The organism is Nonomuraea sp. NPDC048892, assembly GCF_040649735.1.
GTDB classification, from domain to species: domain Bacteria; phylum Actinomycetota; class Actinomycetes; order Streptosporangiales; family Streptosporangiaceae; genus Nonomuraea; species Nonomuraea maheshkhaliensis.
This window is the reverse complement of the sequence record NZ_JBEZFZ010000027.1, coordinates 97,289-123,275: the sequence shown is the minus strand read 5'-3', so window position 1 is coordinate 123,275 and position 25,987 is coordinate 97,289. Positions and strand designations below refer to the sequence as shown.

Genomic DNA, 25,987 nt, shown 5'->3' with positions numbered 1-25,987 from the left:
ACCCCAGCCGCGATTACCAACCTCAGGCAAACCCCAGCAAGACGAAACCCCCGAACCCGTAGGTTCGAGGGTTTCCGATGTCCTGAGACATCACAGTGTGCCCCCTGTAGGATTCGAACCTACGCACCCGGCTCCGGAGAGGGTTGTTCAACACACCCCTCTAGCGCCCTTGACCTGGGCAGATGCACACGAAGCCCGAAAGTGAGAGCGCGCCGGTCCACAATGGGTCCACGATCATGACCCAGCAACTCCTATAGTTTCCAGGCAACCTCCACCTCCCCTTCAGGTGTCAGACCGAACCTGCGGAGTCGATCGGCGCCTTCCTGATCTCCGGCCTCCTCCCGCATCCGGGCCAAGTCCTGGAGGGCTGCACCGTTTCCGGCGTCGGCGGCCTGCCGGTATAGCCGTTCGGCTCCCTTCCGATCCCCGGCCTCCTCCCGCATCCCGGCCAGGTCCTGCAGGACGATGGGGGTTACGGCGTCGGCGGCCCGGTGCGCGAGCCGCTCGGCTCCCTCCCGGTCGCCGGTCTCCTCCCGCATCCGGGCCAGCGCCTTCAGGGCGTGGGCGTCGCCGGCGTCGGCGGCCTGCCGGTATAGCCGTTCGGCTCCCTTCCGATCCCCGGCCTCCTCCCGCATCCCGGCCAGCACCCGCAGGGGCTGGCCGTCTCTGGCGTCGGCGGCCCGGTGCGCGAGCCGCTCGGCCTCTTCCCGGTTCCCGGCCTCCTCCCGCATCCCGACCAGCATCCGCAGGGCGCGGGCGTTTCCGGCGTCGGCGGCCTGCCGGTATAGCCGTTCGGCTCCCTCCCGGTCCCCGAAACCCTGCCGCATAGCGCCCAGCGCCCATAGGGTTTCGGTTTCGCCGGCGTCGGCGGCCCGGTGCGCGAGCTGTTCGGCTCCTTCCTGGTCCCTGGCCCGGTTCTGGGCCAGCTCCCACAGAGCGGTGGGGTTTCCGGCATGGGCGGCCTGCCGGTAAAGCCGTTCCGCCTCCTCCAGATCCCCGGCCTCCTCCCACATTCCAGCCAGCTCTTGCAGGGCTACGCTGGCTCCGGCGTCGGCGGCTTGCCGGTACAGGCGATCGGCCTCCTCCAGGTCCCCGGCCCGCTTCCGCATCCCGGCCAGCGCTCGCATGGCTATGGTGTTTCCGGCGTCGGCGGCCTGCCGGTATAGCCGTTCGGCCTCCTCCCAGTCCCCGGTCCGCCTTCGCATCCCGGCCAGCTCCTGCAGGGCTACACTGTTTCCGGCGTCGGCGGCCTGCCGGTATAGCCGTTCGGCTCCCTTCCGGTCCCAGGCCTCCTCTCGCATCCGGGCCAGCACCAACAGGGCGGTGGCGTCTCCGGCGTCGGCGGCCCGGTGCGCGAGCCGTTCGGCTCCCTTCCGGTCCCCGGTCTTCTCCCGCATCTGTGCCAGCTCCTGCAGGGCGGTGGGGTCTCCGGCGTCGGCGGCCTGCCGGTAGAGGAGGGCTTTGTGGCGGTAGCGGCCTCGCTGGTGTGCGGCGAGGGCGAGTTGGGTGAGATCGCGCGGGGTGCGGGCGTGCTGGGCGGCGGCCGTCCAGAAGGCGGTCGGCGGGCACAGCAGGCGCCGTTCGGTGCGGGCGTGCTGGTCGAGGTAGTCGGCCAGGCGGTAGAGGGGGGAGGTGGCCGAGGGGTCCTCGGGGCGAGGCCGGTGGCGAAGCAGCGGTCCGGGTAGTTGGCGGTGCGGTGCGGTGAGAGTGTCCAGAGCAGTGGTGAACCAGTCGGAGTCGGTGATCTGGTCCCATGTGTCGCTGTCGAGGTAGCCGCAGGCCGCTGCTTGCAGCAGCGGCTCGGGAAGGTAGAGGCCATGGCCCAGACGTCGGGCGTCCATCGCCGCCCACAACACTGCCTGGGCGGCCGGATCGGCCTGCTGGTAGCGCAGCAGTAGCTGCGGTGCCCCGGCCAGAAACTGGATGATCCGGCTAGGAGCGGCCGAGCCTGTGGCCGCCCGCAGCCGCGGATCGCCTGCGATGACGTCGCTGAGGTGGACCAGCTGCTCGGAGGTGAACCCTCGCGGCGCGGTCAAGGTGAGGGCCTGGTCGAGCAGGGCGCGGGCGGCCCGGTGAGGGTCGTCGCGGGCTGAGGCACCAGGATCCTTGGTCAAGACGTTCTGGAAGTCGGGCCACATCGAGGCCAGCACCAGCACCGGGCCGCGGGTCGGCGTGGCCAGGAACTCTTGCAGGGCCGCGGCCACCTGCTCGCCTTCGACTCCGGCGTCGAGGTAGAACTGTGCCTCATTCAGCCAGATCACCGTCCGAGGGGCGATCAGATCACCGCGCAGGGCCTCGGTCACCGCTATCGGCCGATCGGGGGTCAGCGGATGCCAGATGCGCCAGGTCGCCAGCTCGGCCCGAATCGCTTCCCAGCAGGCCCGGGTCTTGCCGGTAGAGGAGTCGCCCACCACGACGATCATCCGGCTACTCTCGCCCGCCGCCGCGACCTCGCGCCGTAACCGGTCATCGAAGCCGGGCCGAGGCATGTAGGGCGGCAGCACCGAAGGCGACCGCACCGCGGCCCCGTCTCTCACTGTGATCGCTTGGTGGATCTCCAATCGCAGAGCATCGCTGTCATTCAGCTCGCCGATCACCCGGTCCAGGAGCCGCCCGGCCTTCACCGTTGCGGCCTGGGCGCGCTCGGCCTTTACCGCGCGGCCCCGCGCCGCCAGCCACGGCGCTGGATCTTGCCCACATGCGGTGACAAACGCCTGCAGCGTCCCGGCTCGAGGTATGCCGGTGGTGCCGTTGACGGTGCCCAGCACCGTAGCCGAGCTCAACCCGGCCGCCTCCGCCAGCCGATGATGACTCCAACCCCCCTGATGGAACAACTCGGCCAGCTGTTCGGTCAGCTGCTGACGAGTCTGGATCCGGGCGGGGGCGATCACACTCACGGGGCGCCTCAAGCTGTTCGGTTTCGTTCAGAATCTAAACGACGCCCGGTCCCGCGACCAGGCCCGCCAGCCGATATCACCAATCTGTCTGGGAATCGAACGCCCCCAGCCGGATCCTGCTCCTACACATCACCAGCCGCGAAGGAGCACCCGGTGAACCGACCCACGCAGACCAACACCAACGACCCCGGCGACGAGCCCAGCGGCCAGCTGCCGCCCGCCGCACATGCACTGGCCGAGCTGGTCACCGGCGCGGTGACCGGCTGGGCGGCCACCCTGCGGCTGTGCCTGGTCAGCATGGCGATCTCCGTACCGGCCCTTACTGTCCTGATGTTGTTCCTGCTGCTGCGATAACACCCGTATCAGCACAGCCTGCTTTGGGTAGCGTCCGGAAAAGTAGACGTTCCAGGACACGGACGAAGGACAGCGCATGGGCCGGGCGATCGCTCTTACATACGGGTCTCAGCCCGCGACGAGAAGGAGATCATCGCTAAGTCCATCGGCTTGGGAGCTTGTCACCTGAAGTGTGTAAAGTCTTACTCTGAGCGATGAAGAGTGCTCTTTACCTGATTTACTTGATCCTTCCCGGGTAGGCGATCTCGAGCTCGTTGAGGGCTTCGCGCCAGCCGAAGGTGCGCTGGCCTTCGATGAGGCGGGCGGGCTGGTCGTTGCGTTTGCCCTCGTTGGCGCGGTTGGCGAGCCGTTGGCGGGCGCGTTTGTCCTCGATGTTGATGATCGCGAGCCATAGGAGTTTGACCACGGCGTCGTCGCCGGGGAAGTGCCCGCGGGCCTTGGTGACCTTGCGCAGCTGGTAGTTCAGGCTTTCGATGCTGTTGGTGGTGTAGAGCAGCTTGCGCACCGCCGGGCTGAAGGCGAAGAACGGGATGAAGGTGTCCCAGGCGTTCTCGAACACCTTGGCCGCCTGCGGATACTTCGCGCCCCAGGCGGATGCGGCGAAGTCGGCCAGGGCGTCGAAGGCGGCCTGCTCGGTGGGCGCGGTGTAGATCTTCTTCAGTTCGGCGGCCACTGCGGTGCGGTCGCGGCGGGCCACGGGCCGCAGGGCGTTGCGGATCAGGTGCACCTTATGCCGATATCGGCATAACGCGCACCTGGTCAGAGAGCTGACCGCCGCGGCCGAAGACCACCCCGGCCAGCGGTGGCCGGCACAGATCCGCTGGTCACTGGCCGAGTTGAACAAACAGGCCGTCAAGGCTCGCCAGAGCGGGCTGTCGCAGATCCCGCCCGAGCGGGCGCGGGTCTACCTCGAGTCCTTCCACCGTGGGATCGCGGTCGGGTTGTCGCTGCATCCCCGCGCGCCGGGACGGAAACAGTCCCCGGCCCGCAACCTGCTCGAACGCCTGCGGGACCGGGCCTGTGACGTGCTGCGCTTCGCCGACTTCCCCGGCTGGGTGCCGTTCACGAACAATGCGGGTGAGCGCGCGCTGCGCCTGGTCAAGACCCAGGTGAAGATCTCCGGCTGCCATCAATCCGACCAGGGCGCCGCGCACTGGCTGACCGTCCGCTCCCAACCCGACAGCGCCCGCAAACACGGGCTGAGCGCCTTCGAGGCGATCCACCGCGCCTTCACCGGCCGCCTCTGGATCCCGCCCGTTGCACTCGACGCCTGATCAGCACGCATCACCCAGCGTCACAGAACCTTCTGATTGCTTACCGAGGGATTTCCGCGCAGACCACTACGCATTCAGTCTCTGTCGTCACTTGGAGGTGATGACTACTTATCGCTCCCTCATACTTCGCGGGAGTTCCAGCTCTATAGCCAGCATGCCTCGTATATCCTCGTCGCGATGACGAAGCTTGTATGAAACATACTGCTGATGACATTGGTCTTGTATCTGCCTTGAGGGCCTGTCTGGATCGAGCGAAGTCGAAGGTTCATTACTCATCAGGCTTTCCACTGAATGGTAAGTCTCCATCCGACGCACCTTCGCATAGTGAATATCTCGCTGGCATGACAGGCCGACATACTGCCCCTTCTTAAGCCGTCTAGCCTCACGATAGCCGGGAAGCGTGACGATTGTGATGAGGCCCTGGATGATCAACTGATATTGCCTTGCTTCGACCTCGAAAGTCAGTATCATCTCTGGCTTTCGGCCTAGGGGAAGCGGATCGCCATTTCTCGGTTTGCTTTCGTTTTGCCCTTCCGGTTGCAGAACGTGCTGGCGAGCCCACTCGAGATTTTGCCTGGTAAGCTCGCTGGGAGATGTATCAGAATCCGGATCCTTTTCGTGGTCTGAAGGGTCCAAGACGTATCCATCCTTGCGCTGCGAGAAGAGCCTGTCGCGCACCTCTTCTCTATTACGCAAGGCATTTCCCCATCGCTTCAGCGAAATACCCCACTCTTCCCAGGTCCTGGATAGCTCCTTCGGATCACCGCCATTGCTGGCTTCGATGTATGCAGCAAATAGAAGGTCTACAACCTCTCGGCATTCGGCAAGCCAAGCGTTGGCGCGATTCAGTTGACGCGACTCCGGAAGTTCGCCGAGTGTGTCGGCTTCACGCAAGAAGGAGGCCAGGTCGACCCTTGTTTCGACTTCGGCGAGATAGATGATCGAACGAATGAACTCCTGGAGATCATCATACCATTGTCCTCTGCTCAGTCGAATATCAAAGAACTGCCCGCCGTGTGTGACATGGTTATCACGGGCCCGCCGATATTGAGCAGAGGAGAGACGGATCGCGTAACGTGCCGTCTTGAAATCGTTCCGGGCAGTGTCACGCTCGCGTGGGTCCCACAGCGCTTGCTCCATAGCTCTGGATCGTAGCGTTACCAAGCGGCCCCGTGCAGTACGTACGCTGGTACTTCAGAGCACCTATGGACCTTTGAGCAGTTGTTGCTGGTAGTGGCTTCGACGGGCGTATGTTGATGGTGTCGCCGCTTAGGCTGACCACTTCAGTAGGTGGTCTTCGTTGTTGGACGGCCGGGTTAGCCAAGCAGAGAAGCGGCGATCTCGTTCGCGGAGATTGCGATGAGCTGGTCGGCACTGGATGGCCGGGTGGGTTCAGCAGCCAGGGCGGCGCGGATCATGACGAGGACGGCCAGCGTGATGTTGCGGTATCAGGCGGGATAGAGCCGGACCCCGGCTGATCTGCTCAAGGCCGCGAAGAAGGGCAAAGCCTTCGACACGGTCACCAGCCTGCCCGCCTCCATGACGAAGACCGTAGAAAGCCGCCGTGAGCTGGTACGACTTCTGCCGTAAGTATGTACGCATGCGCTGGAAGGGCGTTGCCGCCAAGCCCCGGAAAGCATCGTGGACAGCCTCACAGTCGCCACGTTCGCATTTCTGACTGACGAGTCTTCCGACCTCTCCAGAAGGAGATCAGAGCGGCGATGCAGTGGGCCCTCATACCGCGCCAGAACAACGAGGCTGCCCCGCCCCATCTCGACCGCCGTCCGCTTGCTCCAAAAGGGCACCATCAACGTGAGCAACCTCGCGGACCCGATCGTGGCGCGCAACGTCTGCGAGGAACTCACGCTCACGCGCGACGGCAAGCGGGCAGCGGCTGACACCCCGGCTCACCGACGCCGCGGTTTGAATACGCAGCCGACCTCGGAGAGCTGACCGAGAACCCGCCCAAGCGTCAAGCAGAAGAAGGTTAGCCATCTTCTGGCGGGTCCTCCAGGATGTTGTTGCCGGCGCGGACGACGCGGGAACGATGGAGCTCCAGTTGGGAGTCGAAGAGCTTGGCCGTGGCCCCCATCCAGATCAGGCTGGAGTGGAACTCCTTGTAGGACTGTTCGATCGCCTGGGTCGCGTTCTGGATGAGTGGGGTGATCTTTTGTTCCGCTTCGCGTAACGCTTCATAGAGTGGGTTGTGCATCATGTCAGGCATGGGCTTAGTTGTTCTTGTCGGTCCGTGGGCGACCGATCGAGGGTAAAGTTTGACTCCATCGTTGAGCGGGTGGTTCAAGGCGATGCGATCACAGGTGATGACACTTCTGCGAGGGCGAACCAGCCGCCTGATGGGCGCCGCTGTCGTGGGTGCGCTGGCAGGCCTTGCGATCTTCCAGCTGACCCGAATCGGCGGGCGAGGGCTGTTCGTGGCGGCGGGGGCGGTAGCCGGCATCGCGACTGTCGTCGTGAATGAGATATACAACCGCGCGGCCCGCCTGACCGAGGTGAAGATCTTGGTTCCGCAGGTGAGTGAGTTGACGTTCGTGGTCAACAACGAGAGCCGCACTGTGGCCTGGAAGTTGTTCGTCGAGACCATAACGCGGGTGTCCACTCAGCCTTTGGACGACGATGAGGGACTACTCCGGGAGGCCATGACCTCGTTGCATGGCCTGTTCGCTACGACGCGCGAAATACTGAAGGGCAGCCGCCCTTCTGTCCCGATTCCGGGCGGTCAAACCGTCGAGCATCTGGCGATCACGATGCTCAACCGCGAACTTCGACCGCTCCTGTCCACCTGGCACCCGCGACTACGCGAGTTCGAGCAGGCCAATCCGGACGCGCCGGAGTCGAGTTGGCCGGACAACGCGGCCTGCCGAGAGGAGCTGCGCGGCGCGCAAAGGCGCCTCCGCAGCTATGCGATGGGGTTCGCTCAACTTGCTGGGGTCAACGATCCGGAGGCAATGGCCAGCGCGAACTTCTAGGTCCTATGACCGTGATTCCAGCCACCGAACGAGCATGAGAAGACGTAGCGGAGACGTGGGATGCAGCTGTCCCCGTTCCCGGTCATGGGCTTTCGTCCTCAACACATTGATGGACAGCTCAACCTCATCGATGTTTACAAGTTCGTCCGCGTCGTCCCCGAACCGCTTGCGCAGCCAGACGTCTCTGATCTGGTCGAAGGTCAGCGGAGAGGCGACGATCACCACCACGGCGGGGTTCAGGATCGGCATCTCCATGAGGGCGCCGACAACTTTCGTCTGCTCTCTGGTGGCGGTGATCCCGAATTCCTCGCGCAGCCCCCGCAACGCCGCTGCGGTTGCTGCGTCGGTCGATTCGTCTTCGAAGTCGGATGTGGTGATCTGCTCTTCGTAACTCACCGACCACCGTCCCGGGGCGTGTGCGGACCTAGGCGGTCGTTGTGCCAGAACTACTTTCCCGTCGGAGGTGATCAGGATCCCGTGGACGACAGCGATGCCGGGGAGGGCTCCCGTACCGTTCAGGTAGCGCTCAACCAAGGGATCGAGAAAGCCGAGTCCCTCTGCCGCCCGGCGCCGCAGCATGCGGTGGAAGCTGACGCCTTCCTCCCACGTTGATCCGGTCACCTCGATCCGAAGACGCGAGTGTTCGGGCTGCTGAATTGAGCAGATGCGGAACTTCGGCTCCAAGCCCTCTCCCACATCGTGCCGATCCTCTTCGGTGACCAAGGCGAGGAGTTCCGAGATGGGGTGGGCCTGGGGATTGACGTGGACGAACTCGGTGGTGAACGCCTCGCTCCTACACCCCACCAGTTCGAAGGCGTCACCCGACACAAGCCGATCACCGTTCAGCGTCCAGTTCAAGGCCAACTCCTCCAGTTGCTCAGCGGTCGAGTCCGACATCCTCTGCCGGGCCTTGCGTGACGCGTCGAGAACGAACCAGCGTCTGGCAGATCGTACTGTGCTCGATGACGCGCCGAGAATCTGCTGACGCAACGCGTCGAGGCAGGCATGTCGCACCTCAGAAGGCAATTGCGGTTCCAGGAGTTCAGCCTCAAGAGCCGCCCGAGCACGTGAATGATCAGCGATCCCCAAACACCGGGCAACCGGAACCCTGGCGTATGTCTGGTCGTGGTCGAGTGCGTTGACCAGCGCATTCAGCAGATCCGTTGTGAGCAGGCCGCGAGTGATCCGGCTGTAGGCGTGTAGCTCTGCGTACTCCTTGATAACCCGCCAGTCGGTATAGACTTTCTTTTCTGAATCGGCGAAGGGGCGGAGGTTGTGGATGATCTCGGCCTCGGAAACCTCCGGGACAGACTGAAAACTCTTCGGATTGAGCATGTTCATGCTTTCGATCGCGATTCGGCGGGTCCGAGCATCGATAGCCTCGTAACCGCTGATCTCACGAAGGACGGCAGAGCATTCTTCTCTTAGCGTCGCCCCGAACGAACTTCCCAGGTCGCCCAATGCCTTGCTGACCTCACAAAGGATCTCAGCATCCTTTTTCCCTGCGAGCTCCTCCTGAGAGAACGCGAGCAGAGCCCGCAGGGAGTCCTGGGATCGGTATTGTGCCAGGGCCTCGACGAACCTCCGACGCATGGGCCAGCGGGTCAGGCCTTCCTGCAGTACGGGTACCGCCCTAGAGGGCTCGGCGGTGCGCCAATCCCGGATCATGTCGAAGGTTGATGCCAGGGAACTCGCCGCCTCCTGCGTGACTCGTGCCGGGGGTCCAAGTGTGCTTGCCTTGCTCCGATCACCCGCGCTCGGAGCTGAGGTCGTTTCCCCTTGTAGGCAGTCGAGGATCAAGGGCAGGAACTCGTCAAACCTGTCCCGCATCACGTACGTTGCGGCCCACGCATGGGCCATCCAGGCATTCCCCCACTTCTTCTTGTCGAACATGTCAAGAAGGTTCTCGAACACCTCCCTCGTGAGTGCCGGGTCACCGTGGTCCACCGCGATTTGCACGATCATGGACAGGACCGCCCATCCGATGTCCTCCGAAGCCCGCTGATACACAATCTCCCGTCGCGTGGGGGCGTTCTCGCCATACGTCACCTTGCGAGCGATGCCGAAGCAGTCGAGCAAATCATGGCGTAGGCGAACACCCCCTCCGGAAGCCGTGTTCCTTCGGATGATCGTGCCCGATGCTTCCAGTCGTTCAAGCTCTCTCCTGAACCCCACATCGCGATTCCGCGTCAATTCGCTTCTGGGGATGTCATATGCCATCCTGGCCAGTTGTGCTTCGGCGAGACAATCGAGAACGTGCTCAACGGGCTTTGGAGGAGGCACAGCCTCCCTCGGCGTCTGGCGAAAGTCGAGCCAGGAAGCGCTCAGCAGATCCGTACGCGTCGTCGGCATATCTGCCAGCCGATACTGGAGGCGAAGCAACTCTCCGAGATAGAACGGAATTCGCAGGAAATCGGAATAGAAGGCTCCGTACGAAGTGTGATCTCGGATGATCCGCTGAACATGCCTGACATCGAGCAGATCTACCGTGACGGTTTCCACGCTCAGCCGAGTGAAGAAACGGTGCCATGTCTCAGGGCGGCAGGTGATGACGAGTCTGCCCGTGGATGCCAGTAGATTGAGAAGGGATTCGAGCTCGACCGCGGGGAAAGACTCTGTCGCCCGATCCAGACCGTCGACCAGAAACAGAACGGGATGACCGTCAGAGAGCATCCGGTCGACATGCTCGATGAGCACCTCTGGCGAGCGTGCTCCGATCTTGCGGCACACGGCGGTATGGAGCTGTCCCGGTGGCAGCAACTCCGGCTCAATGACAACGGGACAGCTCGACGATTCCGTCTTGAGCATGTGCCGGATGACGTGGGCGGCCAACACAGACTTGCCACTGCCTCCTGGAGCAAGAAGTGCTCTGGGCGAGCCCCGTCGCACCTCTTCCGGCAGGTAACGCCGCCAGTCAGCGCTCCAAAAATCGATCCAATCGCTGTCGTCGGGGAGCTGGCGCTGACACCATTCTCCTGCAGATTCCCTGTTTTCGCCGACTACATCGTTGATCGCCTGGCTGTGCACGGCCAGCCAAAGTTGGTCTTTGAACCATTCATCCCGATCAAGAGCTGTCAGATCTCTCCGCGAGATGTCGATTACCTTGTGGTCAAGAAGGTTCAGACGGCTTGCGACACCCTCACCAATTTGTATGATAATAATATTTATACTTGATTGGGCCTGGCCTCCGAGCAGCCTTCCTGGCGAGTTGAGGAATCGAACAAACTGCAGCTCCGCGCTCACCCAAATCGAGCTCTCCGCCGACTTCGATGTGATAAGAACGAGAGTCGGTCGCCGCTTCAAGGCGGATGCAATTCCGTCAGTCAGGCTTCCGGAGAAGAGCTGGTATCGGTCAACGAAGGCATGCAGCGAGAAAGAGCGCAGTATCTTCTCGACCGCCGCACAGACGGCCTTATCCTGATGCGCGTAGGAAATGAACGCATCATATACCATAACTTAATTGTATCTCCGTCTCGCGCTGATCCGCATGCGATTTCGGTCAACCAGCGATTTCGGTCCGCCTAAAATCGTCCCAACATACGATTTCGGGTCAATAACGGCGACCGCGCAATTATTCGGAGTTGCGGGGACAGCCAATGATCGTGCGGTGGCTGTGAGCCACTGCGCAGCCCTTTTACGGCTCAATGGTCATCTTTGACGCGATGCTGGGTTCCTGGTGACCTGACACCGCCCATCACGGAGATTCTGTGCCGGTCTGACTGGCGCTGCTGCCAGCAGGCGACCGCTGGCCTCTACCACTACCAGTACAGATCTTTGAGGTGTTCCAGTTGCGGCTTAGGCGCTTCCTTTAGCGGGCGGATCATCAAAGGCCAGTTCTACGCGGTCACCGCGGAGAACCTTGCGATGCTTGCGTGGCCCCGGCGCGATGTCGAAAACGGGGACGCCCTCGGGCATGCCACCGAACTCCCGCAGTTCTCCTGGCGTCGCCAGGTCCCGCCGCTCATCTGGCGTCGGCATGCGCGCGATCACTCGCGTCCCGGCGAGAACGCGGTACGGCTCTCGGCTCGGCTCAGCGGCCACCATCGACCCCCGCTTGCGAACCGTGGTGATCCGCCCCTCGGCCCGCAAGTAGGCAAGCGCCTCCCGAACGGTGTCGCGGCCGACTTCGTACATCTGCGCCAGCTGGGACTCTGAGGGCAACCACGCTCCTGGCCGGTAGCGGCCGGCGGTGATGTCGTCGCGGATCGCGTTGGCGACCTGCCGATACACCGGCACCCCAGAGCTGTAGTCGATCACAGCACACAAGTGTCACGCGGCTATGTTGACATGAGCCTTGTGGCCATAAGGCCCTAGCGTTACGGTGGGCAAACGTCATTCCAGACGGGTTTTTGATTGACTTCCATGTCCAGTACAACACCGGAAGATCAACCACGTATGACTTCCACACGCCGTGCGCTGCCTGACGACCTACGCGGCGCGTTCAGACGGTTCTACGTCTGGCGCGACGCTCGGGGTGACTGGCGGGCCAAGCCGCTGCCCAAGCTGACCCCCGACGAGATCGCTTACGGCCTTCGGCAAGAGCTGGTAGCCGACACGCCCCTAGAACTCGCCTTCGCGTGCACGTGGCAGCGCAGCCGCCGCAACGTCTATCGCTACCTGCAGGAGTACGCGCTTGAAAGGCCGTGCGGTGGCTCCTGACGTGCTTGCCCTCAGGTGGGAGCCGTATGAACGTCCCGCAAAAGATCACATTCGGATCACCGAGACCGCATGCTGCGGAGCGTACGAGTGGGCCTGTCAAGGAGGGCAGTTCCTGATCCTTCGACCCGGCGGCCCCGAGGGCTATGAAGAGACCGGCAGGGGGCTCTACAAGCACACGCGTGCGGTCTGGGTAGCACTGATTGCCGAGCACGAGAAGGAGCATCAGTGCAGATATGCGGCCCTTGCCGCCGCCAAGCCCAAGCGTCGCAACAGGAGAGCACACGGCAACCCAGCAGCGTTATCGGGCCTGCCGGGCAACCCTGCGAGCCGCGCACGGACGCCACTCAGAATGTCACGTCCGCCTCGTGTTCCGGCGAGAGAAGCCGACCGCGCCGCCGACGTGTTGACGTTGTACCGCGTCGTCCGCCCTCTCCGCGGGAAGGATTATGAGAGGCGCGGGGCTGCGATCCTTCGCAGGTCCTAGCCTGTCCGCTCTACCCTGGAGACAGTGTGCCTCGGCGAGGGAGCGCGATGAGCAAGGCGAAGGATGGTCCCACCTACGTTCGGATAGCTGAGGACATTCGTAGCCGTATTCGCCAAGGAGATCCTCCTGCGGGAGACATGCTGCCCTCCGAAGCGGTCCTAGCGCGTACGTACGGTGTGGCGAGAGGAACGGTTCGCCAGGCGGTCGCCGAGTTGGAACGTGTTGGGCTGGTGGCCAGCGAGGCCGGCCGCGGGCGCCGCGTCGTGGGCGACGGGCCGCCAGGCGTCCGCCGTGCGGCCTCGACGCAGTACGAGACGATCGCCGAGGCCCTTCGCAAACGCATCGAGAGCGGTGCGCTTGTTGCCGGCGAGCAGTTGCCGGGGGAAGCGGCCATGGCGGACGAATTCGGGGTGTCCAAGGGAACCGCTCGGCAGGCGCTTCAAGTGCTGGCCACTGAGAACTTGATCGCATCCGTTCACGGCAAGGGATGGTTCGTCGGGGGACGTGATCACGCACAGACGCGAGCCGATGAAGTAGCCGACGCCCTCAGGAGGGAAATCACTAGTGGCGAGTTGGCCATAGGATCCGTTCTGCCCGGAGAGAATGCCCTGGCCCAAGAACGGGGGGTAGGCCGCATTACCATTAGACGTGCTCTCGCCCTGCTGGAGGCGGAAGGGATGGTCGAGAAAAGGGCTGGAAAGGGTCGCGTTATAAGGTCACAACCAAAGGGCCGTTAGGTGACTGTCTCTCACACACCCACTGTTCCCTTTACCTCGCAGGAGGCACTCATAACCCTCCGCGAGACCTGTCGGATTGTCGGGCTGGCCAGCGAGGATGCTCGGCTGATACGCCTCGGCGAGAACGCTCTATTCATGTTGGAAGCCGAACAGGTCGTCGTGAGGATAGCGCGGAGCATGGACGTCTTCGACGATGTCCAAAAAGAGGTCGCGGTCGCCGCATGGCTGCATGAGGCAGGGTTTCCGGCGGCGACGGTAACGTCTCAGGTCCAACCTCTTGTCGTGCGAGAGAAGCCGGTGACGCTGTGGAATCGGGTGCCTGACAGTGGGTCTCCCGCGAGCCTCATCGATCTAGCCTTGGCGCTTCGCGATCTCCATCACATGCCTGTTCCGAAGCATCTCGCCCTCCCGGAACTGAATATCCTCGGACGCGTCTCTGAACGCATCGCATCTACAACTGCCCTCAGCGATCAAGAGCGCGAATTCCTGCTGGCCAAACATGACGTGCTTCGGTCCTCATATGAGGCCCTAAAATTTCCCCTTGTCTCCTGCGCTGTCCATGGCGATGCTCATTCAGATAACCTCATCAAGACTGCAGACGGCAGCGTTGTACTTATCGACTTTGAACGCTTTGCGTTCGGTCCTCCCGAGACGGATCTCGCTGTCACGGCCATTGAGCACACCTTGGGTTGGGGAACACACGCCGAATACGAGCAATTCGCCGAGCATTACGGATTCGATGTCCTGGCGTGGGAGGGCTATCCCGTGCTCAGGGACATCAACGAGCTGAAAATGACCACGTGGCTTATGCAGAACGTCGACGAAGACGAGGCCATTGCGCGGGAGTTTCGCAATCGCCTGTTCTGCCTCCAGAACCCGGACGCGCCACGCAGATGGCGAGCCTTTTAGGAGTTCAGCGAGGGGTATCTGTCAGCGACGAGGGCGTTGAATGCCGCCACTTGCTCCTCACACTCACGGCCCAGGAGGTCGGCTTTCAGATCTCGGATGTACCGCAAATAGCGTTCGGACTTGAGCGGTCCGGCGAGATTAATGGCTTCCAACGCGACCGTCGCCGCCTGTGACGGTTCGTTCATGTGCACGTAGCTCGCTGCCTGGACCAGGCGATCGAAGGCGAGCGTACGCACGTACATCGGGTCACAGAGGTCAACCGCCTGGCCTACGAACTCCAACGCCTGTGATGGCTTCTTGAGGTCGCGATAACAGTGCGCGCCCTCACTGGCCAATTCGGCCGCGTCAAAGTAACTGACCCATGAGGGGTCATTGTCGGCGTCACGCCTACTGAAATGCTTCTCAGCCTCATTCAACGCGCGTACGCACGCCGCCTCATCGCCGTTTCCGGCGTGTGCGCGTGCCTCCATCGCGTAAAACAAGGCCATGGGTGTGGCGGTTGCCACGCCTTTGCATCCTTCCTGAGCAGCGCGGGCGAGCTGGATCGCCTGGTCGTATCGGCCGAGGTAGTTGGCCTGATGGCTCATGTCCGCGAGTAGCAGGCCACCCATCATGCGATCGCCGGACGCCTGAGCGAGCCGCAGCCCTTGCAGGAAGTACCGTTGCGCGAGTCCGTGCCGGCCCAGGTCGTAAGCCGTCCAGGCGACCAGTTCGGTGATTTCGGCTGCCGCCGCGTACAGCGCGCGCCCTACTGGCTCGGTGAACTTGCCACCAAGCATCGGGACGACTTCGCGGTTGTAGTACTGGATAAGAGCCGAGCGGGCATGGCCGCCACCGAACTGGAAACCCATGTTGGCGAATAGCTCGGTGGTCGCACGAATGGCGTGGACGTCCCACTTCCCGACGGACGGCCTGGCGTTCTGCCTGATCTGAAGCGGCTCGGGACGGGCCAGTAGCCAGGAGATGAGGGACTCTCCCCATGCGTCCGGCACGACCACGGACTGAAGCGCAACGGGATCGTCGGCGAGATCTCGGCGCGTCAGGGCCAGGAGTCGGCTGCCGGCATCAGATATCCCGCCGCCATGCGCGAGAGTTGCCTCAAGGGTCTCCGGAGTAACGACACCGGCCAGGCCGATGTCATCGAGCGTGAACGTCACGCCGGCTTTCCGGCTGAGAGCCTCGGCGATGAACCGCGCAGTAGCATGACGCGGGCGAACGCCATCAAGCCAACGTTTAACGTCCACGTGCGTACAACTCAGGCTTACGCCATCCTCGATAGCAATCTGCCGTACTCGTGAGGCAAGTCCCGAATTCGAACAATCGGCACGTCGCATTGCGTGCGCGAGTGCCATATTGGGCATTCGGGACATTCTCACCTCCACAAAAGCACGGGCCTTGGCAATCATGGCCTGAATGAGGCCCGAGGGGCGCTCATTTCGCAGATTCTCCGCCTCGCATTTCAGCAGGTCGAGGCCGTAATCACCCCCAAAAAGCACCCCCCGTGCATTCAGTCTCGATCCCGAGCACGGTGTTGTGGCGGGCCCAGGCGAGGAAGGCTTGAGTCAGCAGGAGCGAGCGAGGCAAGACCCGCAGAGACCCATGACGACCAGTGTCTAGGGCTTGACTCTCCGTGACTGTACATGTTCTATGTCTCTTAGAACCTGCTTGCAGGTTCACGAACCGAGAGGGCTCAACATGCTTGTCCGTCCGCGAAAGGTGCTCCCGACCGTCCTCACGATCTGCGCCGTCCTCTACGCCATGAAGGACCCGGAGGGCGCGGCAACCGTGGTCAAGGCGGCGGCCCACCTGGTCATGAGCGCGTCCGAGTCGTTCGCGCGGTTCGTCCAGACCGTCAGCAACTGACCGTAGGAAGAGAGATCCACCAGTGGCACTCCACACGAACCACCCAATCCACCCGGCCCGTATGTCGCTCGCCGAAGTCGAAACTGCATGGCGGGTTGACGGCGAAACACCGCTCCCCGAATGCACCTACGACCCCGAATTGCACACCGGCCCTCGACTGACGATCGAGAGCACCCCGGAGCGCGCCGCCCGCGAGGCCGTGGCCCGCGAAATCTGCGCCACCTGCCCCGCCCTGCTGTTCTGCGAGCTGTACGCGCTGGAGGCCCGTCCGACCTCGGGCATCTGGGCTGGCCGCACGCCCACCGAGATCGCCGCGTACGCCACCGAGCTGGACGACCTGGAGGTGGCTTAAATGGCAAGCCGCATCCGGGCCCGCTTCTGGGACCCCACCGGCGACCGGTACGGCATCCCCACCTACCCGTGGAAGATGGCCCCGCCGCACCTGCGCACTCTTCGCCAGCTCACCGCCGAGGGACTACGGCCGGGCGGGCAGGGCGTACAGGCCCAGGTGCTGTGGTGCTCGCGTCGCTACGGCGCCCCCGGTGTCCGCGCCGCCTACCTGTACGACGTGCGGTTCGCCCTGCCCAAGCGCACCGTGAGCCCGCGTCAGTGGAGCGCTCTGGCCAAGGCGAACGCGGCGCGGCGTACCTGCCCCGAGTGCTTGACGGATGTCGGGTACGTGCTGCCGCGCCACCTGGGCATCTGCCTGGACTGTGCAGAGGCGGTGGCGGCATGAACACCAGTCCGGACACGATCCGCCCGCTCACCGAGGGAGAACGCGCCGCCATCACCGCCACCGCAGCAGTAACCGGGATGCTCGGCCTGCTGGGGTTCGTCAACAGCTTCGAGCGTGTTGCCAGCGCCGCCAGCCCTTCGTTCGGCTGGTTCGCCTGGACGGTGCCGCTCGGCATCGACCTGGGCATCGCGGCCTTCTCCGCGCTGGACATCGTGCTGGCCCGCCTCGGCATGCGGCTGGGTTGGCTGCGGTTCATCCCGTGGGCGCTCACCGCCGCGACGGTCTACCTCAACGTGGCCGCCTACCTCAGCGCGCCCGGACGCACCGACTGGTTCGCCGTGGTGGCGCACGCGCTGCTCCCGCTGCTGTGGGTCATCGCGATCGAGGTCGGTGCCCACGTCGTCCGCAAGCGCGCGGACCTCGCCAGACCCGACCACATGGACGGCATCCGGCGCTCGCGCTGGCTGCTGGCCCCGCTGGCGACGATCGCGCTGTGGCGCCGCATGGTGCTGTGGGAGATCCGCAGCTATCCCGAGGCCCTCGGGCGCGAGCGTGAGCGCATCCTGGCCAAGACGGAGCTACAGGACCGGTACGGCCTGCTGTGGCGCTTGAAGGCCACCCGCCGCCAACGTGCCCTGTACCGCCTCGGCGAACTCGCGCCCAAAGACATCCAGATTCACCCGGCTCCATCCATCCAGGTACAGGCCACTAACGAGAACAACCGTCCGGTCCTCCCGCCCGTCCTGCCCAAGCGCGCGGCCCGTGGCCGCAAGCGCAGCAGCAAGGCGCGCACCAGCACACCGCCGAACGTCGCGAACCTCCTGCCTCTGGGACGACGCGTCGCCACCGAGCTGGCCGCGCAGGGTCAACCACTGACCCGTGACCGACTCCGCGATGCCATCCGCCAACGCGGCCAGAGCATCTCCACTGATCGGGCGGGAGCACTCCTGGCGCATTTGAAAACAGAAGGTCCCATACCCGAAGGGGAGGCCGCCTGATGACCCTGAGCATCACCGACACGCACATGACCTCCGACGCCTGCCCGAATGTGGCTGAGCTCCGAGGCGACCGTTGGAGCGTCACCGGTTACCCCGGACGAACCTTCGACCGCAATCAGGCGATCACGGCCATGCTGCTGGCCGAAGTTCGGACCCAGCGACCGTTCCCCGAGGACCGCATCGAACTGCTCACCGCCACCTGGCGGACGGAACTCGGCATCACCGAGGCCGACGGACCGCATACGCCGACCGCCGACATCACAGCCACCGACCGACCGGACGAAACGCGGTCCGACCGCGCATCGTCTCTGACCGCCACGTGGGGCGCGGCCTCATCCGCCAAGACAACGACCGCGCCCCAGGACCCCGCTACGCACAAGGCAACAGAGGTGCATTCATCATGACGCAGCGACCCGACGACCCCAACCACGACCCGGAGGACAACACGCCGGAACGGCCCGCCAGTCCGGACGCTACGGGTTCGGACCGGCAGGGCGACAAGGGGGCGGACATCGTCGACCTCGACGCCGCCCGCTCCGGACGCAACGCCCACCAGCCCGACGCCGACCGGTCGAAGGGCGAGCCCAAGCCGGTATCGGAGAGCGCGGACGGACCGGTACTGGAAGGCGAGATCGTCCGCGTGGACCAGCCCGGTCGGGACCGTCCGGACTGGCGGGCGAGTCTGGAGCGGAAGGCGAGCAGTCGCCAGCCTCTTGTTCCGCTGTGGCTGTGCTCGCGCGCCGAGGCCATCGAGACGCTCAGGTGGGCCAGCCTCCACTACGCGCACGTGGCCGGCTACCAGATCCTGCGCACCCCGCTGTACGCCGGACGCCTGATGGTACGCACCCCGCGCGGCCTGGTTCGCCTGGTGAGCGGCATGGTCCGGTGGACCTTCGACCTGGAGGGCGAACCCGTACGGCTCGCCGCCGTCCAGAAGGCCGACTACGAGGGATACCTCAAGCTGAGCAGACAACGAGACTCCCGCGTACGGCTCCGTGTCCTGGTCACCGGCGCGGCCCTGATCACGCTGCTGATCCTGGCCACCATGGTGGCCGACCAGCCGACGCAGATCCAGTGGACGGCCCTCGCCGTGGCGCTGGCCGCCCTTGGCGTCCTCGGCAAGCCCGCCGATCGTCCACTGATCAACCGCGCCGTCATCGCGTCCGAGGTAGAGAAACTCACCAGCGACATCGTCGTCCGCTCGCTGAGCGTGCTCGGCATCGCCGGTATCACGCAAGCCCTGTCCAAGAACCCGAAGGACGCCATCCGTTTCGTCGCCCCGATCACCCGCGACGGCCCCGGCTGGCGCGCCGATATCGACCTGCCGTACGGCGTGACCGTGGCCGACGTCATGGACAAGCGCGACCGGCTCGCGTCCGCGCTGCGCCGCCCGCTCGGCTGCATCTGGCCCGAGGGCGACTCCTCGATCCACGAGGGACGGCTGATCCTTTGGGTGGGCGACAAGGACCTGTCCAAGACCATCGTGCGCTCGCCACTCAAGCAGGCCAGCTCTCACGACGTGTTCAAGGGCGTCCCGTTCGGCAACGACCCGCGTGGCCGACTGGTAACGGTGCCGCTGATCCAGCACAACGTGCTCATCGGCTCCCAGCCCGGGCAGGGCAAGACCTCCTCCATCCGCGAGCTGGCCGCCGGAGTGGTCCTGGATCCCACCGTTGAAGCGTGGTTCCACGAGCTCAAGGGCACCGGAGACCTGGACCCGTACGAGAAGGTCTGCCACCGCTACGTCTCCGGCATCGAAGACGAGGCCATCGCCTACGCCGCCGACTCGCTGATCCTGCTGCGCAAGGAGGTCATGCGCCGCTCGGCGGCGCTCAAGGCCCTGCCCGCGGATGTCTGCCCGGACAAGCGCGTCACCCGGCAGATCGCTGACAAGCGCTCTCTGGGCCTGCATCCGCTGGTGTGCATCATCGACGAGTGCCAGAACCTGTTCGCCCACGCCGAGCACGGCGACAAGGCAGGCGACGACGCCGAGTTCATCATCAAACTCGGCCGCGCCCTCGGCGTGGTCCTGATCCTGGCCACCCAGCGCCCGGATAGAGACAGCCTGCCCACCGGCATCTCCGCCAACGTCTCCATCCGCTACTGCCTGCGGGTGGCCGGCCAGCTCGAAAACGACATGATCCTCGGCACTTCGGCCTACAAGAACGGCATCCGCGCCACGGGTTTCGTCCCAGAGAAGGACGCGGGCACCGGATACCTGGTCGGCGCAACCCCGATGCCCAAGGTCGTCAAGGCCGCCTACCTCAACACCCCCGAAACCCAGCTCATCGCCGATCGCGCCTACGCCCTCCGCAAGGCCGCCGGAACCCTGACCGGGCACGCCCTCGGCGAGACACCCGAGCACGTTACCCCGGCCTTCGACCTGCTGGCCGACATCCTGGCCGTGGTCCCGCCGTCGGAGACCAAGGTGTGGAACGAGGTCATCGTCGATCGCCTGGCCGAACTGCGGCCCGAGGTCTACGGCACATGGGCGAGCCTGGAGGGCGGCGCGAAGACGGCCCAGCTCACGACCGCGCTCAAGCCGTACGGCGTCCGCTCTATGCAGGTGTGGGGCACGCCCGAGGGTGGTGGCAAGGGCGCGAACCGCATCGGCATCGCTCGCGACGACATCGTCACTGCTGTCACTCACCGTGACAAAGGCAAGGCTTCCTAGCTCTCGCCATCGCCTCTAGACCTAGAGGCACGCCCCTCTAGGTCTAGAGGTTGCCCTAGAGCCCAAATCCCTGATCTAGCAGGGGTCTAGCGCCTAGAGCTCGACCTGCCGGAACCCCGGAAACGGCCCTGGAGGCCCTCATGACCAGTCTCATCACCCTTCTAGTCGTCTGCCTACCAGCCGTGACTCTCTGTTACATCGTCTTCTGTCTGGCGTCGCCCTGGAGGCGCTGCGCCCGATGCCGCCCGGGCGGCAAGAACCGCACCTGCCGTGCCTGCAACGGCACCGGCAAGCGGCCCCGCCTCGGCTGGCAGCTCTACGTCTACGCCCGCCGCCTCCACCGCGACGGCACCCGCTGATCCCAACCCCAAGGAAGGAAGCCCGCCATGTCTGGCGAGACCACCATCACGATCGTCGGCAACTTGACCAACGACCCCGAACTGCGCTTCACCCCGACCGGTACGGCCGTCGCCACCTTCACCATCGCTTCAAGCCCGCGCGTCTACAACAAGCAGCTTGAGCAGTGGGAAGACGGCGAGGCCCTGTTCATGCGCTGCTCGGCCTGGCGGGACCTCGGCGAACACGTCTGCGAGTCACTCACCCGCGGCACCCGCGTCATCGCCTCCGGACAGCTCCGGATGCGCATCTACGAGACCGGCGAGGGCGATCAACGCACCGTCTTCGAGATGACCGTGGACGAGATCGGCCCATCCCTGCGCTTCGCCACCGCCAAGCCCGCCAGGGCCGCGCGCAAGTCGCGCACCGGCCCAGAGGCCGCTACCGCCTCACCGGGCGACAAGCCGCCGTTCTAGCTCCGCCAACACCGCACCGGGATACGGCCTCGGCGACCAGCCGCCAAGCACAACCGCCGAGGCCACCCACCCCGATCACGAGGAAAGGCACTGCCAGCATGACACCTACCGACATCCGCGACGATGCACGCCGCCACGGTCGGGCACAGCTCACGGCCGTCCCGCACGCCGCCTCCCCATTGGACGCTCTCCACCAGGACCTCACCGAGGTCAACCGCCTCCGCCTTCCTGTGGTCAAGGAGGCGTCCAATGGGTGGCCTGACCTGACCCGCTACGCCCTGCAGGCCGCAGCCCGCGGCTGGCACGTCTTTCCGCTTACCCCGGGAGGCAAGAAGCCGTTGCGCGGCTTCAACGACTGGGAGCGGCACGCCACCACCGACACCGACCGGATCGCCGCGTTCTGGCCGCGCCAGCCGTACAACATCGGCATCGCCTGCGGTCCGTCCCACCTGGTCGTGATCGACCTCGACCAGCCCAAGCGCGGAGACCACCCACCCGCGACCTACGCCGAGCACCACCCGCAATCGGGAGAGCAGGTCTTCCACCTGCTCTGCGCCGAGCACGGCCAGCCGTACCCGGCCGACACCTTCACCGTCTGCACCCGGCGCGGCGGCACGCACCTCTACTTCACCGCGCCCGAGGGCGTACGGCTACGCAACAGCGCGGGCCACAAGGGCGGCCTCGGCTGGCTGATCGACACCCGCGCCTGCGGAGGCTACGTCGTCGGCCCCGGCAGCCACGTCAGCCAGCCGGATGGCACCGGCCCGTACGAGATCACCCGCGACCTACCACCCGCACCGCTCCCGGCCTGGCTCACCCAGGCCCTCACACCCGCCACTCCGCCACCGCTGCCCAGCGCCGCCGACCTGCTGGCCAACCTGCCCAGCCACCGCCTCAGCAAGTACGGCGAGGCAGCCCTATGCGGCGAGGTCGCACGCGTGGCCACCGCTCGGCGCGGCACCCGCAACCGCAGCCTCAACACCGCCGCCTTCAACCTCGGCCAGCTCGTCGCATGCGGTGTCTTGCCCGCCGAGGTCGTCATTACCGCTCTCCAATCCGCCGCCGAGGCTGCCAACGCCGAAGGCGAACCAAACCCGCCTCGCGAGATCGCCGCCGTCATCTCCTCGGGCCTGTCGGCAGGCATGAAAGCTCAGCCCCGCCGCCGCAGGGCCGCATGAAGATTCATCAAGGAGCACCACTCATGAACCACCGCCCACTCAACGGCGCCGCGCTGCTTGACCGGCTACGCGCCGCACTCACCCGCTACGTCATCCTGCCGAGTCCCGAGGCCGCCGATGCGGTCACGCTGTGGATCGCCGCCACCCACGCCCAACCGGCCTGGGCGCACGCTCCCCGCCTGGTCATCCGAGGCCCGGAGAAGCGCTGCGGCAAGTCGCGGCTCTTGGACGTGGTGGAGGCCACCTGCCACGACCCGTTCATCACCGTCAACTCATCCAGCGCCGCCGTCTACCGCTCCATCACCGAAGACCCGCCGACCATGCTTGTGGACGAGGCCGACACCATCTTCGGCCCCAAGGCGGACGGCAATGAAGACCTGCGCGGCCTCCTGAACGCTGGGCACCAGCGCAACCGCCCGGCCAAGCGCTACGACGCCGCCACCAACCGCGTGGAGAGCATCCCGACCTTCGCCATGGCCGCGCTGGCCGGCATCGGCGCAATGCCCGACACCATCGAAGACCGCGCTGTGGTTATCCGGATGCGCCGCCGCGCCCCGGGTGAGACCGCAGCCCCGTACCGGCACCGCCGCGACCGGCCTCCGCTGCGCGATCTGGCCGCCGAGTTGACCCTGTGGCTCCGCGCTGACCTGTCCGTCTTGGAAGCGGCAGAGCCCAGCATGCCGGTGGAAGACCGCGCCGCCGACACCTGGGAACCGCTGGTCATCGTTGCCGACCATGCGGGGGAGAGCTGGCCTGATTGTGCCCGCACCGCCACGTTGACGCTGACCGCCGAGGCCGACGACAACGGCCAGACCTCGGCCCGCATACGGCTGCTGGCCGCCTGCCGCACCGCGTTCGGCCCCGACACCGCCCTGCCCACCGCCGTCCTGTTGGAGCGGCTCAAGGCCGACCCTGAGAGCGAATGGGCCGACCACGGCCCGGCCGGACTGTCCGCGATGAAGCTCGGCACGATGCTGCGCGAGTACGACATCCGCTCGGGCAACATTCGCTTCCCCAACGGCATGCAGGCCAAGGGCTACCAGCGCGCCGACTTCGCCGACGCCTGGGGGCGCTACTGCCCGAGCCTCGGCCCCGTCCCAGAGGCCGATGTCGTGCCGATCGAGAGGGAGAACCGTCCCAGCCGTCCCAGCCTCGTCACCGCAGGTCAGAGCGGGACGGCTCCTACCGCCGGGACGGCATGACCCGTCCCGCCAAATCAAGCCGTCCCAGGCTTGACCTGCGGAAATGAGCCTGGGACGGCTGGGACGGCTGCCCCGTCCACAACCAGCCATGAGCACCCTCGGCGACCAGCCGCCAAGCACAACCGTCGAGGCGCCACCCCGCACTGATCACGATGCCCGAAAGGCAGTCACCACCATGACGACGCGCCCCAAGACCCTGCTCACCATCGCCGAGGTCCTCGACGAGATCGATGTCCCGAAGTCCACCTTCTACCGCTGGCTGAACACCGGCCGCGGTCCAAGGTCCCTGAAACTCCCCAACGGCAAGCGCAAGGTCCGCCGCTGCGACCTGGACGCCTGGCTCGCCACCTTCGAGCAGACCGCAGCCTAGGAGAACGACAGATGCAGACCCATGACGTCGTGATTTGGAGCATCCGCAGCCGCAAGGGCCGCGCCAAGCCGTACCAACTCCGATGGAAGGTCGGTACGGAGCCGAAGTCCAAGGCGTTCCTGACCAAGGCGCTCGCCGATCACTTCCGCGCGGATCTCCTCAAGGCCGCGAAAAAGGGTGAACCCTTCGACGTGGTCACCGGCCTGCCCGCCTCAATGACGAAGACGGAGAAGGTGGCTCTGAGTTGGTACGACTTCTGCCGGAAGTACGTGTGCATGCGCTGGAAAGGTGCCGCTGCCAAGACCCGCGAGAGCATCGTGGACAGTCTCACGGTTGCCACGTTCGCCCTCCTGGCCGACGAGGCTTCCGGTCTCTCCAAGAGAGAGATCAGAGCCGCGATGCAGTGGGCCCTCATACCGCACAGGGAGGACGAGGCGGCCCCGCCTCATCTCGACTACGCCGTTCGCCTGCTCCAAAAGGGCACCATCAACGTGAGCGACCTCGCAGACCCCATCGTAGCGCGCAACGTCTGCGAGGAACTCTCCCTCACACGCGACGGCAAGCGCGCAGCAGCCGACACGACGGCCCGCCGACGCCGCGGCCTGAACACCGCTCTTGAATACGCGATCGACCTCGGCGAGTTGGCCGAGAACCCACTCAAGCGCGTCAAGCAGAAGAAGGTTGCCAGGGACAACACCGTTGACCGGCGATGCGTGATCAACCCCGCCCAGGCCCGCGAACTCCTCGTGAGCCTCTCCTACGTCGGCAGTTGGCACCGCGGGCGAGGCCGCCGCCTCGTGGCGTTCTTCGCCACGCTGTACTTCGCCGGCCTGCGCCCGGCCGAGGCGATCGGGCTCAGGGAAACCGACTGCCTCCTGCCGGAGGAAAGATGGGGATTGCTCACTCTTGAAGTCACCCGTCCAAGCAGCGGCAAGCAATGGACCGACAGCGGGACAGTGCACGACAAGCGTGGGCTCAAGCAGCGAGAGGAACGAGAGGTCCGGCCCGTGCCGATCCCGCCGGAACTGGTTCGCATCCTGCGGGCGCACCTCGAAGAGTTTGGCACGGCCACAGACGGCCGACTGTTTCGAAACGAACGTGGTGGCGTCCTCGGCGCTTCGACTTACTCACGGGCCTGGGAAGAGGCCCGCCGCTTCGCCTTGACCCCGCAACAGGTCGCCTCACCCCTCGCCGGAAAGCCCTACGACCTGCGCCACGCCGCCCTGTCCACGTGGCTCAACGCAGGAGTTGACGCGACGGTGGTGGCGGAGCGCGCTGGCAACAGCGTGGAGGTCCTCCTCAAGCGGTACGCCAAGTGCCTCGATGGGCGCGACAGCCAGATCAATCGCCGAATCGAGGCTGCCCTTGCAACCTGATCAGGTCCAATCGGCAGGAATCTGAACCACGCGCTCAAGCGGTGAGGGTCAGCGAGGACGGACGGAACCTCGATGCGCGTCTGGAGACCCCGGCCAAGCCCTCCTCATTAGGAGGGCCTCGGCGTCGATCGCCTCAACCACGGTCGGTGAGTGTCGAAGTGCGCGATCGTCATGACAGATAAGACATATGGAGCTGAGCGCTCCAAGAAATTGGACAGTAGCGACCAAAGGATCTTAAGTAGTCGAATAGCTTCACAGACTCCCCTTCCAGTCCCGCGCTACATCTTCATAACTTCTGGTGTATTTTCGACATCCCGGCTGAGATGGTGTTCTCTCAGCAAAAGACTGCTGATGGAACGATCGAACGAGTGGTGTTGTCGGCGCAGGCTTGATCATCACGGCTACAGACGAAAGGCGGGGCTCACGATGTTAGAGCGAGCGCTCCTTGTCCCTGTCGCCGCAATGGAGACTGCGAGT

Annotated in this window: 24 protein-coding genes and 1 pseudogene; 18 read left to right on the top strand and 7 right to left on the bottom strand. The window is 64.8% G+C overall.

Features of this window, described 5'->3' with window-relative positions; all coding sequences use genetic code 11:
• Positions 1-251: 251 nt before the first annotated feature.
• The gene (locus tag AB0C28_RS46705) at positions 252-2,423 is read right to left on the bottom strand and encodes a tetratricopeptide repeat protein (RefSeq protein ID WP_358082555.1); all 2,172 of its coding nucleotides are present in this window, start codon (positions 2,421-2,423) and stop codon (positions 252-254) included.
• A gap of 627 nt (positions 2,424-3,050) precedes the next feature.
• Here AB0C28_RS46705 and AB0C28_RS46700 point away from each other — a divergent pair.
• Positions 3,051-3,251 (top strand): hypothetical protein, encoded by a 201-nt coding sequence (locus AB0C28_RS46700; RefSeq protein ID WP_358082552.1) that lies wholly within the window; start codon positions 3,051-3,053, stop codon positions 3,249-3,251.
• Positions 3,252-3,468: 217 nt separating this feature from the next.
• Here the strand turns inward: AB0C28_RS46700 and AB0C28_RS46695 are convergent.
• Positions 3,469-3,978 (bottom strand): annotated as a pseudogene (locus tag AB0C28_RS46695) (transposase); the annotation flags it as partial.
• Here AB0C28_RS46695 and AB0C28_RS46690 point away from each other — a divergent pair.
• The gene (locus tag AB0C28_RS46690) at positions 3,929-4,525 is read left to right on the top strand and encodes a transposase (protein WP_358082549.1); all 597 of its coding nucleotides are present in this window, start codon (positions 3,929-3,931) and stop codon (positions 4,523-4,525) included. The pseudogene AB0C28_RS46695 and the gene AB0C28_RS46690 overlap by 50 nt on opposite strands.
• 108 nt (positions 4,526-4,633) lie before the next feature.
• Here AB0C28_RS46690 and AB0C28_RS46685 read toward each other — a convergent pair whose 3' ends face one another.
• On the bottom strand, positions 4,634-5,665 hold the full coding sequence (locus tag AB0C28_RS46685; protein ID WP_358082546.1) for a hypothetical protein: 1,032 nt from the start codon (positions 5,663-5,665) through the stop codon (positions 4,634-4,636).
• Between the two features lie 847 nt (positions 5,666-6,512).
• The gene (locus tag AB0C28_RS46680; protein WP_358082543.1) at positions 6,513-6,749 is read right to left on the bottom strand and encodes a hypothetical protein; all 237 of its coding nucleotides are present in this window, start codon (positions 6,747-6,749) and stop codon (positions 6,513-6,515) included.
• 61 nt (positions 6,750-6,810) lie between these two features.
• Here AB0C28_RS46680 and AB0C28_RS46675 point away from each other — a divergent pair, with 61 nt between their 5' ends.
• A complete protein-coding gene (locus tag AB0C28_RS46675; protein ID WP_358082540.1) occupies positions 6,811-7,512 on the top strand; it encodes a hypothetical protein in 702 nt (233 codons plus the stop codon).
• A gap of 3 nt (positions 7,513-7,515) precedes the next feature.
• On the opposite strand, the gene AB0C28_RS46670 is transcribed toward AB0C28_RS46675, so the two are convergent.
• Together AB0C28_RS46670 and AB0C28_RS46665 are read right to left on the bottom strand one after the other, a co-directional pair.
• Positions 7,516-10,965: an NACHT domain-containing protein gene (locus AB0C28_RS46670; protein ID WP_358082537.1), complete on the bottom strand. Its 3,450-nt coding sequence runs from the start codon at positions 10,963-10,965 to the stop codon at positions 7,516-7,518.
• Between the two features lie 342 nt (positions 10,966-11,307).
• Positions 11,308-11,769 carry a GntR family transcriptional regulator gene (locus tag AB0C28_RS46665; RefSeq protein WP_358082535.1) on the bottom strand — a complete coding sequence of 154 codons (462 nt, stop codon included), beginning with the start codon at positions 11,767-11,769 and terminating at the stop codon, positions 11,308-11,310.
• 138 nt (positions 11,770-11,907) lie between these two features.
• Here AB0C28_RS46665 and AB0C28_RS46660 point away from each other — a divergent pair, with 138 nt between their 5' ends.
• The 3 genes from AB0C28_RS46660 to AB0C28_RS46650 all read left to right on the top strand — a co-directional run bounded on the left by AB0C28_RS46660 (position 11,908) and on the right by AB0C28_RS46650 (position 14,301).
• Positions 11,908-12,171, top strand: coding sequence for a hypothetical protein (locus AB0C28_RS46660; RefSeq protein WP_358082533.1), 264 nt, complete (start codon positions 11,908-11,910; stop codon positions 12,169-12,171).
• Between the two features lie 531 nt (positions 12,172-12,702).
• Positions 12,703-13,392 (top strand): GntR family transcriptional regulator, encoded by a 690-nt coding sequence (locus AB0C28_RS46655; RefSeq protein WP_358082530.1) that lies wholly within the window; start codon positions 12,703-12,705, stop codon positions 13,390-13,392.
• Positions 13,393-13,527: 135 nt separating this feature from the next.
• Positions 13,528-14,301, top strand: a complete 774-nt coding sequence (locus AB0C28_RS46650; protein ID WP_358082528.1) for an aminoglycoside phosphotransferase family protein — start codon at positions 13,528-13,530, stop codon at positions 14,299-14,301.
• Here the strand turns inward: AB0C28_RS46650 and AB0C28_RS46645 are convergent.
• Positions 14,298-15,707 (bottom strand): hypothetical protein, encoded by a 1,410-nt coding sequence (locus tag AB0C28_RS46645; RefSeq protein WP_358082525.1) that lies wholly within the window; start codon positions 15,705-15,707, stop codon positions 14,298-14,300. The two genes, AB0C28_RS46650 and AB0C28_RS46645, sit on opposite strands and share 4 nt — an antisense overlap.
• Before the next feature lie 289 nt (positions 15,708-15,996).
• On the opposite strand from AB0C28_RS46645, the gene AB0C28_RS46640 reads away from it, so the two are divergent.
• From AB0C28_RS46640 to AB0C28_RS46585, 12 genes are all read left to right on the top strand, one after another.
• Positions 15,997-16,164, top strand: a complete 168-nt coding sequence (locus AB0C28_RS46640) for a hypothetical protein (protein WP_358082522.1) — start codon at positions 15,997-15,999, stop codon at positions 16,162-16,164.
• Between the two features lie 139 nt (positions 16,165-16,303).
• Positions 16,304-16,516: a WhiB family transcriptional regulator gene (locus tag AB0C28_RS46635; RefSeq protein WP_358082519.1), complete on the top strand. Its 213-nt coding sequence runs from the start codon at positions 16,304-16,306 to the stop codon at positions 16,514-16,516.
• Positions 16,517-16,900 (top strand): RRQRL motif-containing zinc-binding protein, encoded by a 384-nt coding sequence (locus AB0C28_RS46630; RefSeq protein WP_358082517.1) that lies wholly within the window; start codon positions 16,517-16,519, stop codon positions 16,898-16,900.
• Positions 16,897-17,898 (top strand): DUF2637 domain-containing protein, encoded by a 1,002-nt coding sequence (locus AB0C28_RS46625; RefSeq protein ID WP_358082514.1) that lies wholly within the window; start codon positions 16,897-16,899, stop codon positions 17,896-17,898. The genes AB0C28_RS46630 and AB0C28_RS46625 overlap by 4 nt, the downstream gene beginning before the upstream one ends.
• On the top strand, positions 17,898-18,302 hold the full coding sequence (locus tag AB0C28_RS46620; protein WP_358082511.1) for a hypothetical protein: 405 nt from the start codon (positions 17,898-17,900) through the stop codon (positions 18,300-18,302). The genes AB0C28_RS46625 and AB0C28_RS46620 overlap by 1 nt, the downstream gene beginning before the upstream one ends.
• A complete protein-coding gene (locus tag AB0C28_RS46615; RefSeq protein ID WP_358082509.1) occupies positions 18,299-20,572 on the top strand; it encodes a cell division protein FtsK in 2,274 nt (757 codons plus the stop codon). Before AB0C28_RS46620 ends, AB0C28_RS46615 begins: the two co-directional genes overlap by 4 nt.
• 182 nt (positions 20,573-20,754) lie before the next feature.
• Positions 20,755-20,931, top strand: a complete 177-nt coding sequence (locus AB0C28_RS46610; RefSeq protein ID WP_358082506.1) for a hypothetical protein — start codon at positions 20,755-20,757, stop codon at positions 20,929-20,931.
• Positions 20,932-20,958: 27 nt separating this feature from the next.
• Positions 20,959-21,384, top strand: a complete 426-nt coding sequence (locus AB0C28_RS46605) for a single-stranded DNA-binding protein (RefSeq protein WP_358082503.1) — start codon at positions 20,959-20,961, stop codon at positions 21,382-21,384.
• 98 nt (positions 21,385-21,482) lie between these two features.
• Positions 21,483-22,562, top strand: a complete 1,080-nt coding sequence (locus AB0C28_RS46600; protein WP_358082500.1) for a bifunctional DNA primase/polymerase — start codon at positions 21,483-21,485, stop codon at positions 22,560-22,562.
• Positions 22,563-22,585: 23 nt separating this feature from the next.
• Entirely contained in the window at positions 22,586-23,764 is a 1,179-nt protein-coding gene (locus tag AB0C28_RS46595) for a DUF3631 domain-containing protein (protein ID WP_358082497.1), read from the top strand.
• A gap of 175 nt (positions 23,765-23,939) precedes the next feature.
• A complete protein-coding gene (locus AB0C28_RS46590) occupies positions 23,940-24,134 on the top strand; it encodes a helix-turn-helix domain-containing protein (RefSeq protein ID WP_132638274.1) in 195 nt (64 codons plus the stop codon).
• A gap of 11 nt (positions 24,135-24,145) precedes the next feature.
• Positions 24,146-25,510 (top strand): site-specific integrase, encoded by a 1,365-nt coding sequence (locus AB0C28_RS46585; protein ID WP_358082494.1) that lies wholly within the window; start codon positions 24,146-24,148, stop codon positions 25,508-25,510.
• Positions 25,511-25,987 lie beyond the last annotated feature (477 nt).

Excerpts from the sequence above, each read along its gene's own strand:
- AB0C28_RS46640 (WP_358082522.1), top strand. The coding sequence starts at position 15,997 with ATGCTTGTCCGTCCGCGAAAGGTGCTCCCGACCGTCCTCACGATCTGC.
- AB0C28_RS46645 (WP_358082525.1), bottom strand. The coding sequence starts at position 15,707 with ATGATTGCCAAGGCCCGTGCTTTTGTGGAGGTGAGAATGTCCCGAATG.
- AB0C28_RS46685 (WP_358082546.1), bottom strand. The coding sequence starts at position 5,665 with ATGGAGCAAGCGCTGTGGGACCCACGCGAGCGTGACACTGCCCGGAAC.
- AB0C28_RS46705 (WP_358082555.1), bottom strand. The coding sequence starts at position 2,423 with ATGATCGTCGTGGTGGGCGACTCCTCTACCGGCAAGACCCGGGCCTGC.
- AB0C28_RS46590 (WP_132638274.1), top strand. The coding sequence starts at position 23,940 with ATGACGACGCGCCCCAAGACCCTGCTCACCATCGCCGAGGTCCTCGAC.
- AB0C28_RS46670 (WP_358082537.1), bottom strand. The coding sequence starts at position 10,965 with ATGGTATATGATGCGTTCATTTCCTACGCGCATCAGGATAAGGCCGTC.
- AB0C28_RS46595 (WP_358082497.1), top strand. The coding sequence starts at position 22,586 with ATGAACCACCGCCCACTCAACGGCGCCGCGCTGCTTGACCGGCTACGC.
- AB0C28_RS46600 (WP_358082500.1), top strand. The coding sequence starts at position 21,483 with ATGACACCTACCGACATCCGCGACGATGCACGCCGCCACGGTCGGGCA.
- AB0C28_RS46605 (WP_358082503.1), top strand. The coding sequence starts at position 20,959 with ATGTCTGGCGAGACCACCATCACGATCGTCGGCAACTTGACCAACGAC.
- AB0C28_RS46660 (WP_358082533.1), top strand. The coding sequence starts at position 11,908 with ATGACTTCCACACGCCGTGCGCTGCCTGACGACCTACGCGGCGCGTTC.
- AB0C28_RS46585 (WP_358082494.1), top strand. The coding sequence starts at position 24,146 with ATGCAGACCCATGACGTCGTGATTTGGAGCATCCGCAGCCGCAAGGGC.
- AB0C28_RS46650 (WP_358082528.1), top strand. The coding sequence starts at position 13,528 with ATGTTGGAAGCCGAACAGGTCGTCGTGAGGATAGCGCGGAGCATGGAC.
- AB0C28_RS46630 (WP_358082517.1), top strand. The coding sequence starts at position 16,517 with ATGGCAAGCCGCATCCGGGCCCGCTTCTGGGACCCCACCGGCGACCGG.
- AB0C28_RS46625 (WP_358082514.1), top strand. The coding sequence starts at position 16,897 with ATGAACACCAGTCCGGACACGATCCGCCCGCTCACCGAGGGAGAACGC.
- AB0C28_RS46680 (WP_358082543.1), bottom strand. The coding sequence starts at position 6,749 with ATGCCTGACATGATGCACAACCCACTCTATGAAGCGTTACGCGAAGCG.
- AB0C28_RS46655 (WP_358082530.1), top strand. The coding sequence starts at position 12,703 with ATGAGCAAGGCGAAGGATGGTCCCACCTACGTTCGGATAGCTGAGGAC.
- AB0C28_RS46615 (WP_358082509.1), top strand. The coding sequence starts at position 18,299 with ATGACGCAGCGACCCGACGACCCCAACCACGACCCGGAGGACAACACG.
- AB0C28_RS46620 (WP_358082511.1), top strand. The coding sequence starts at position 17,898 with ATGACCCTGAGCATCACCGACACGCACATGACCTCCGACGCCTGCCCG.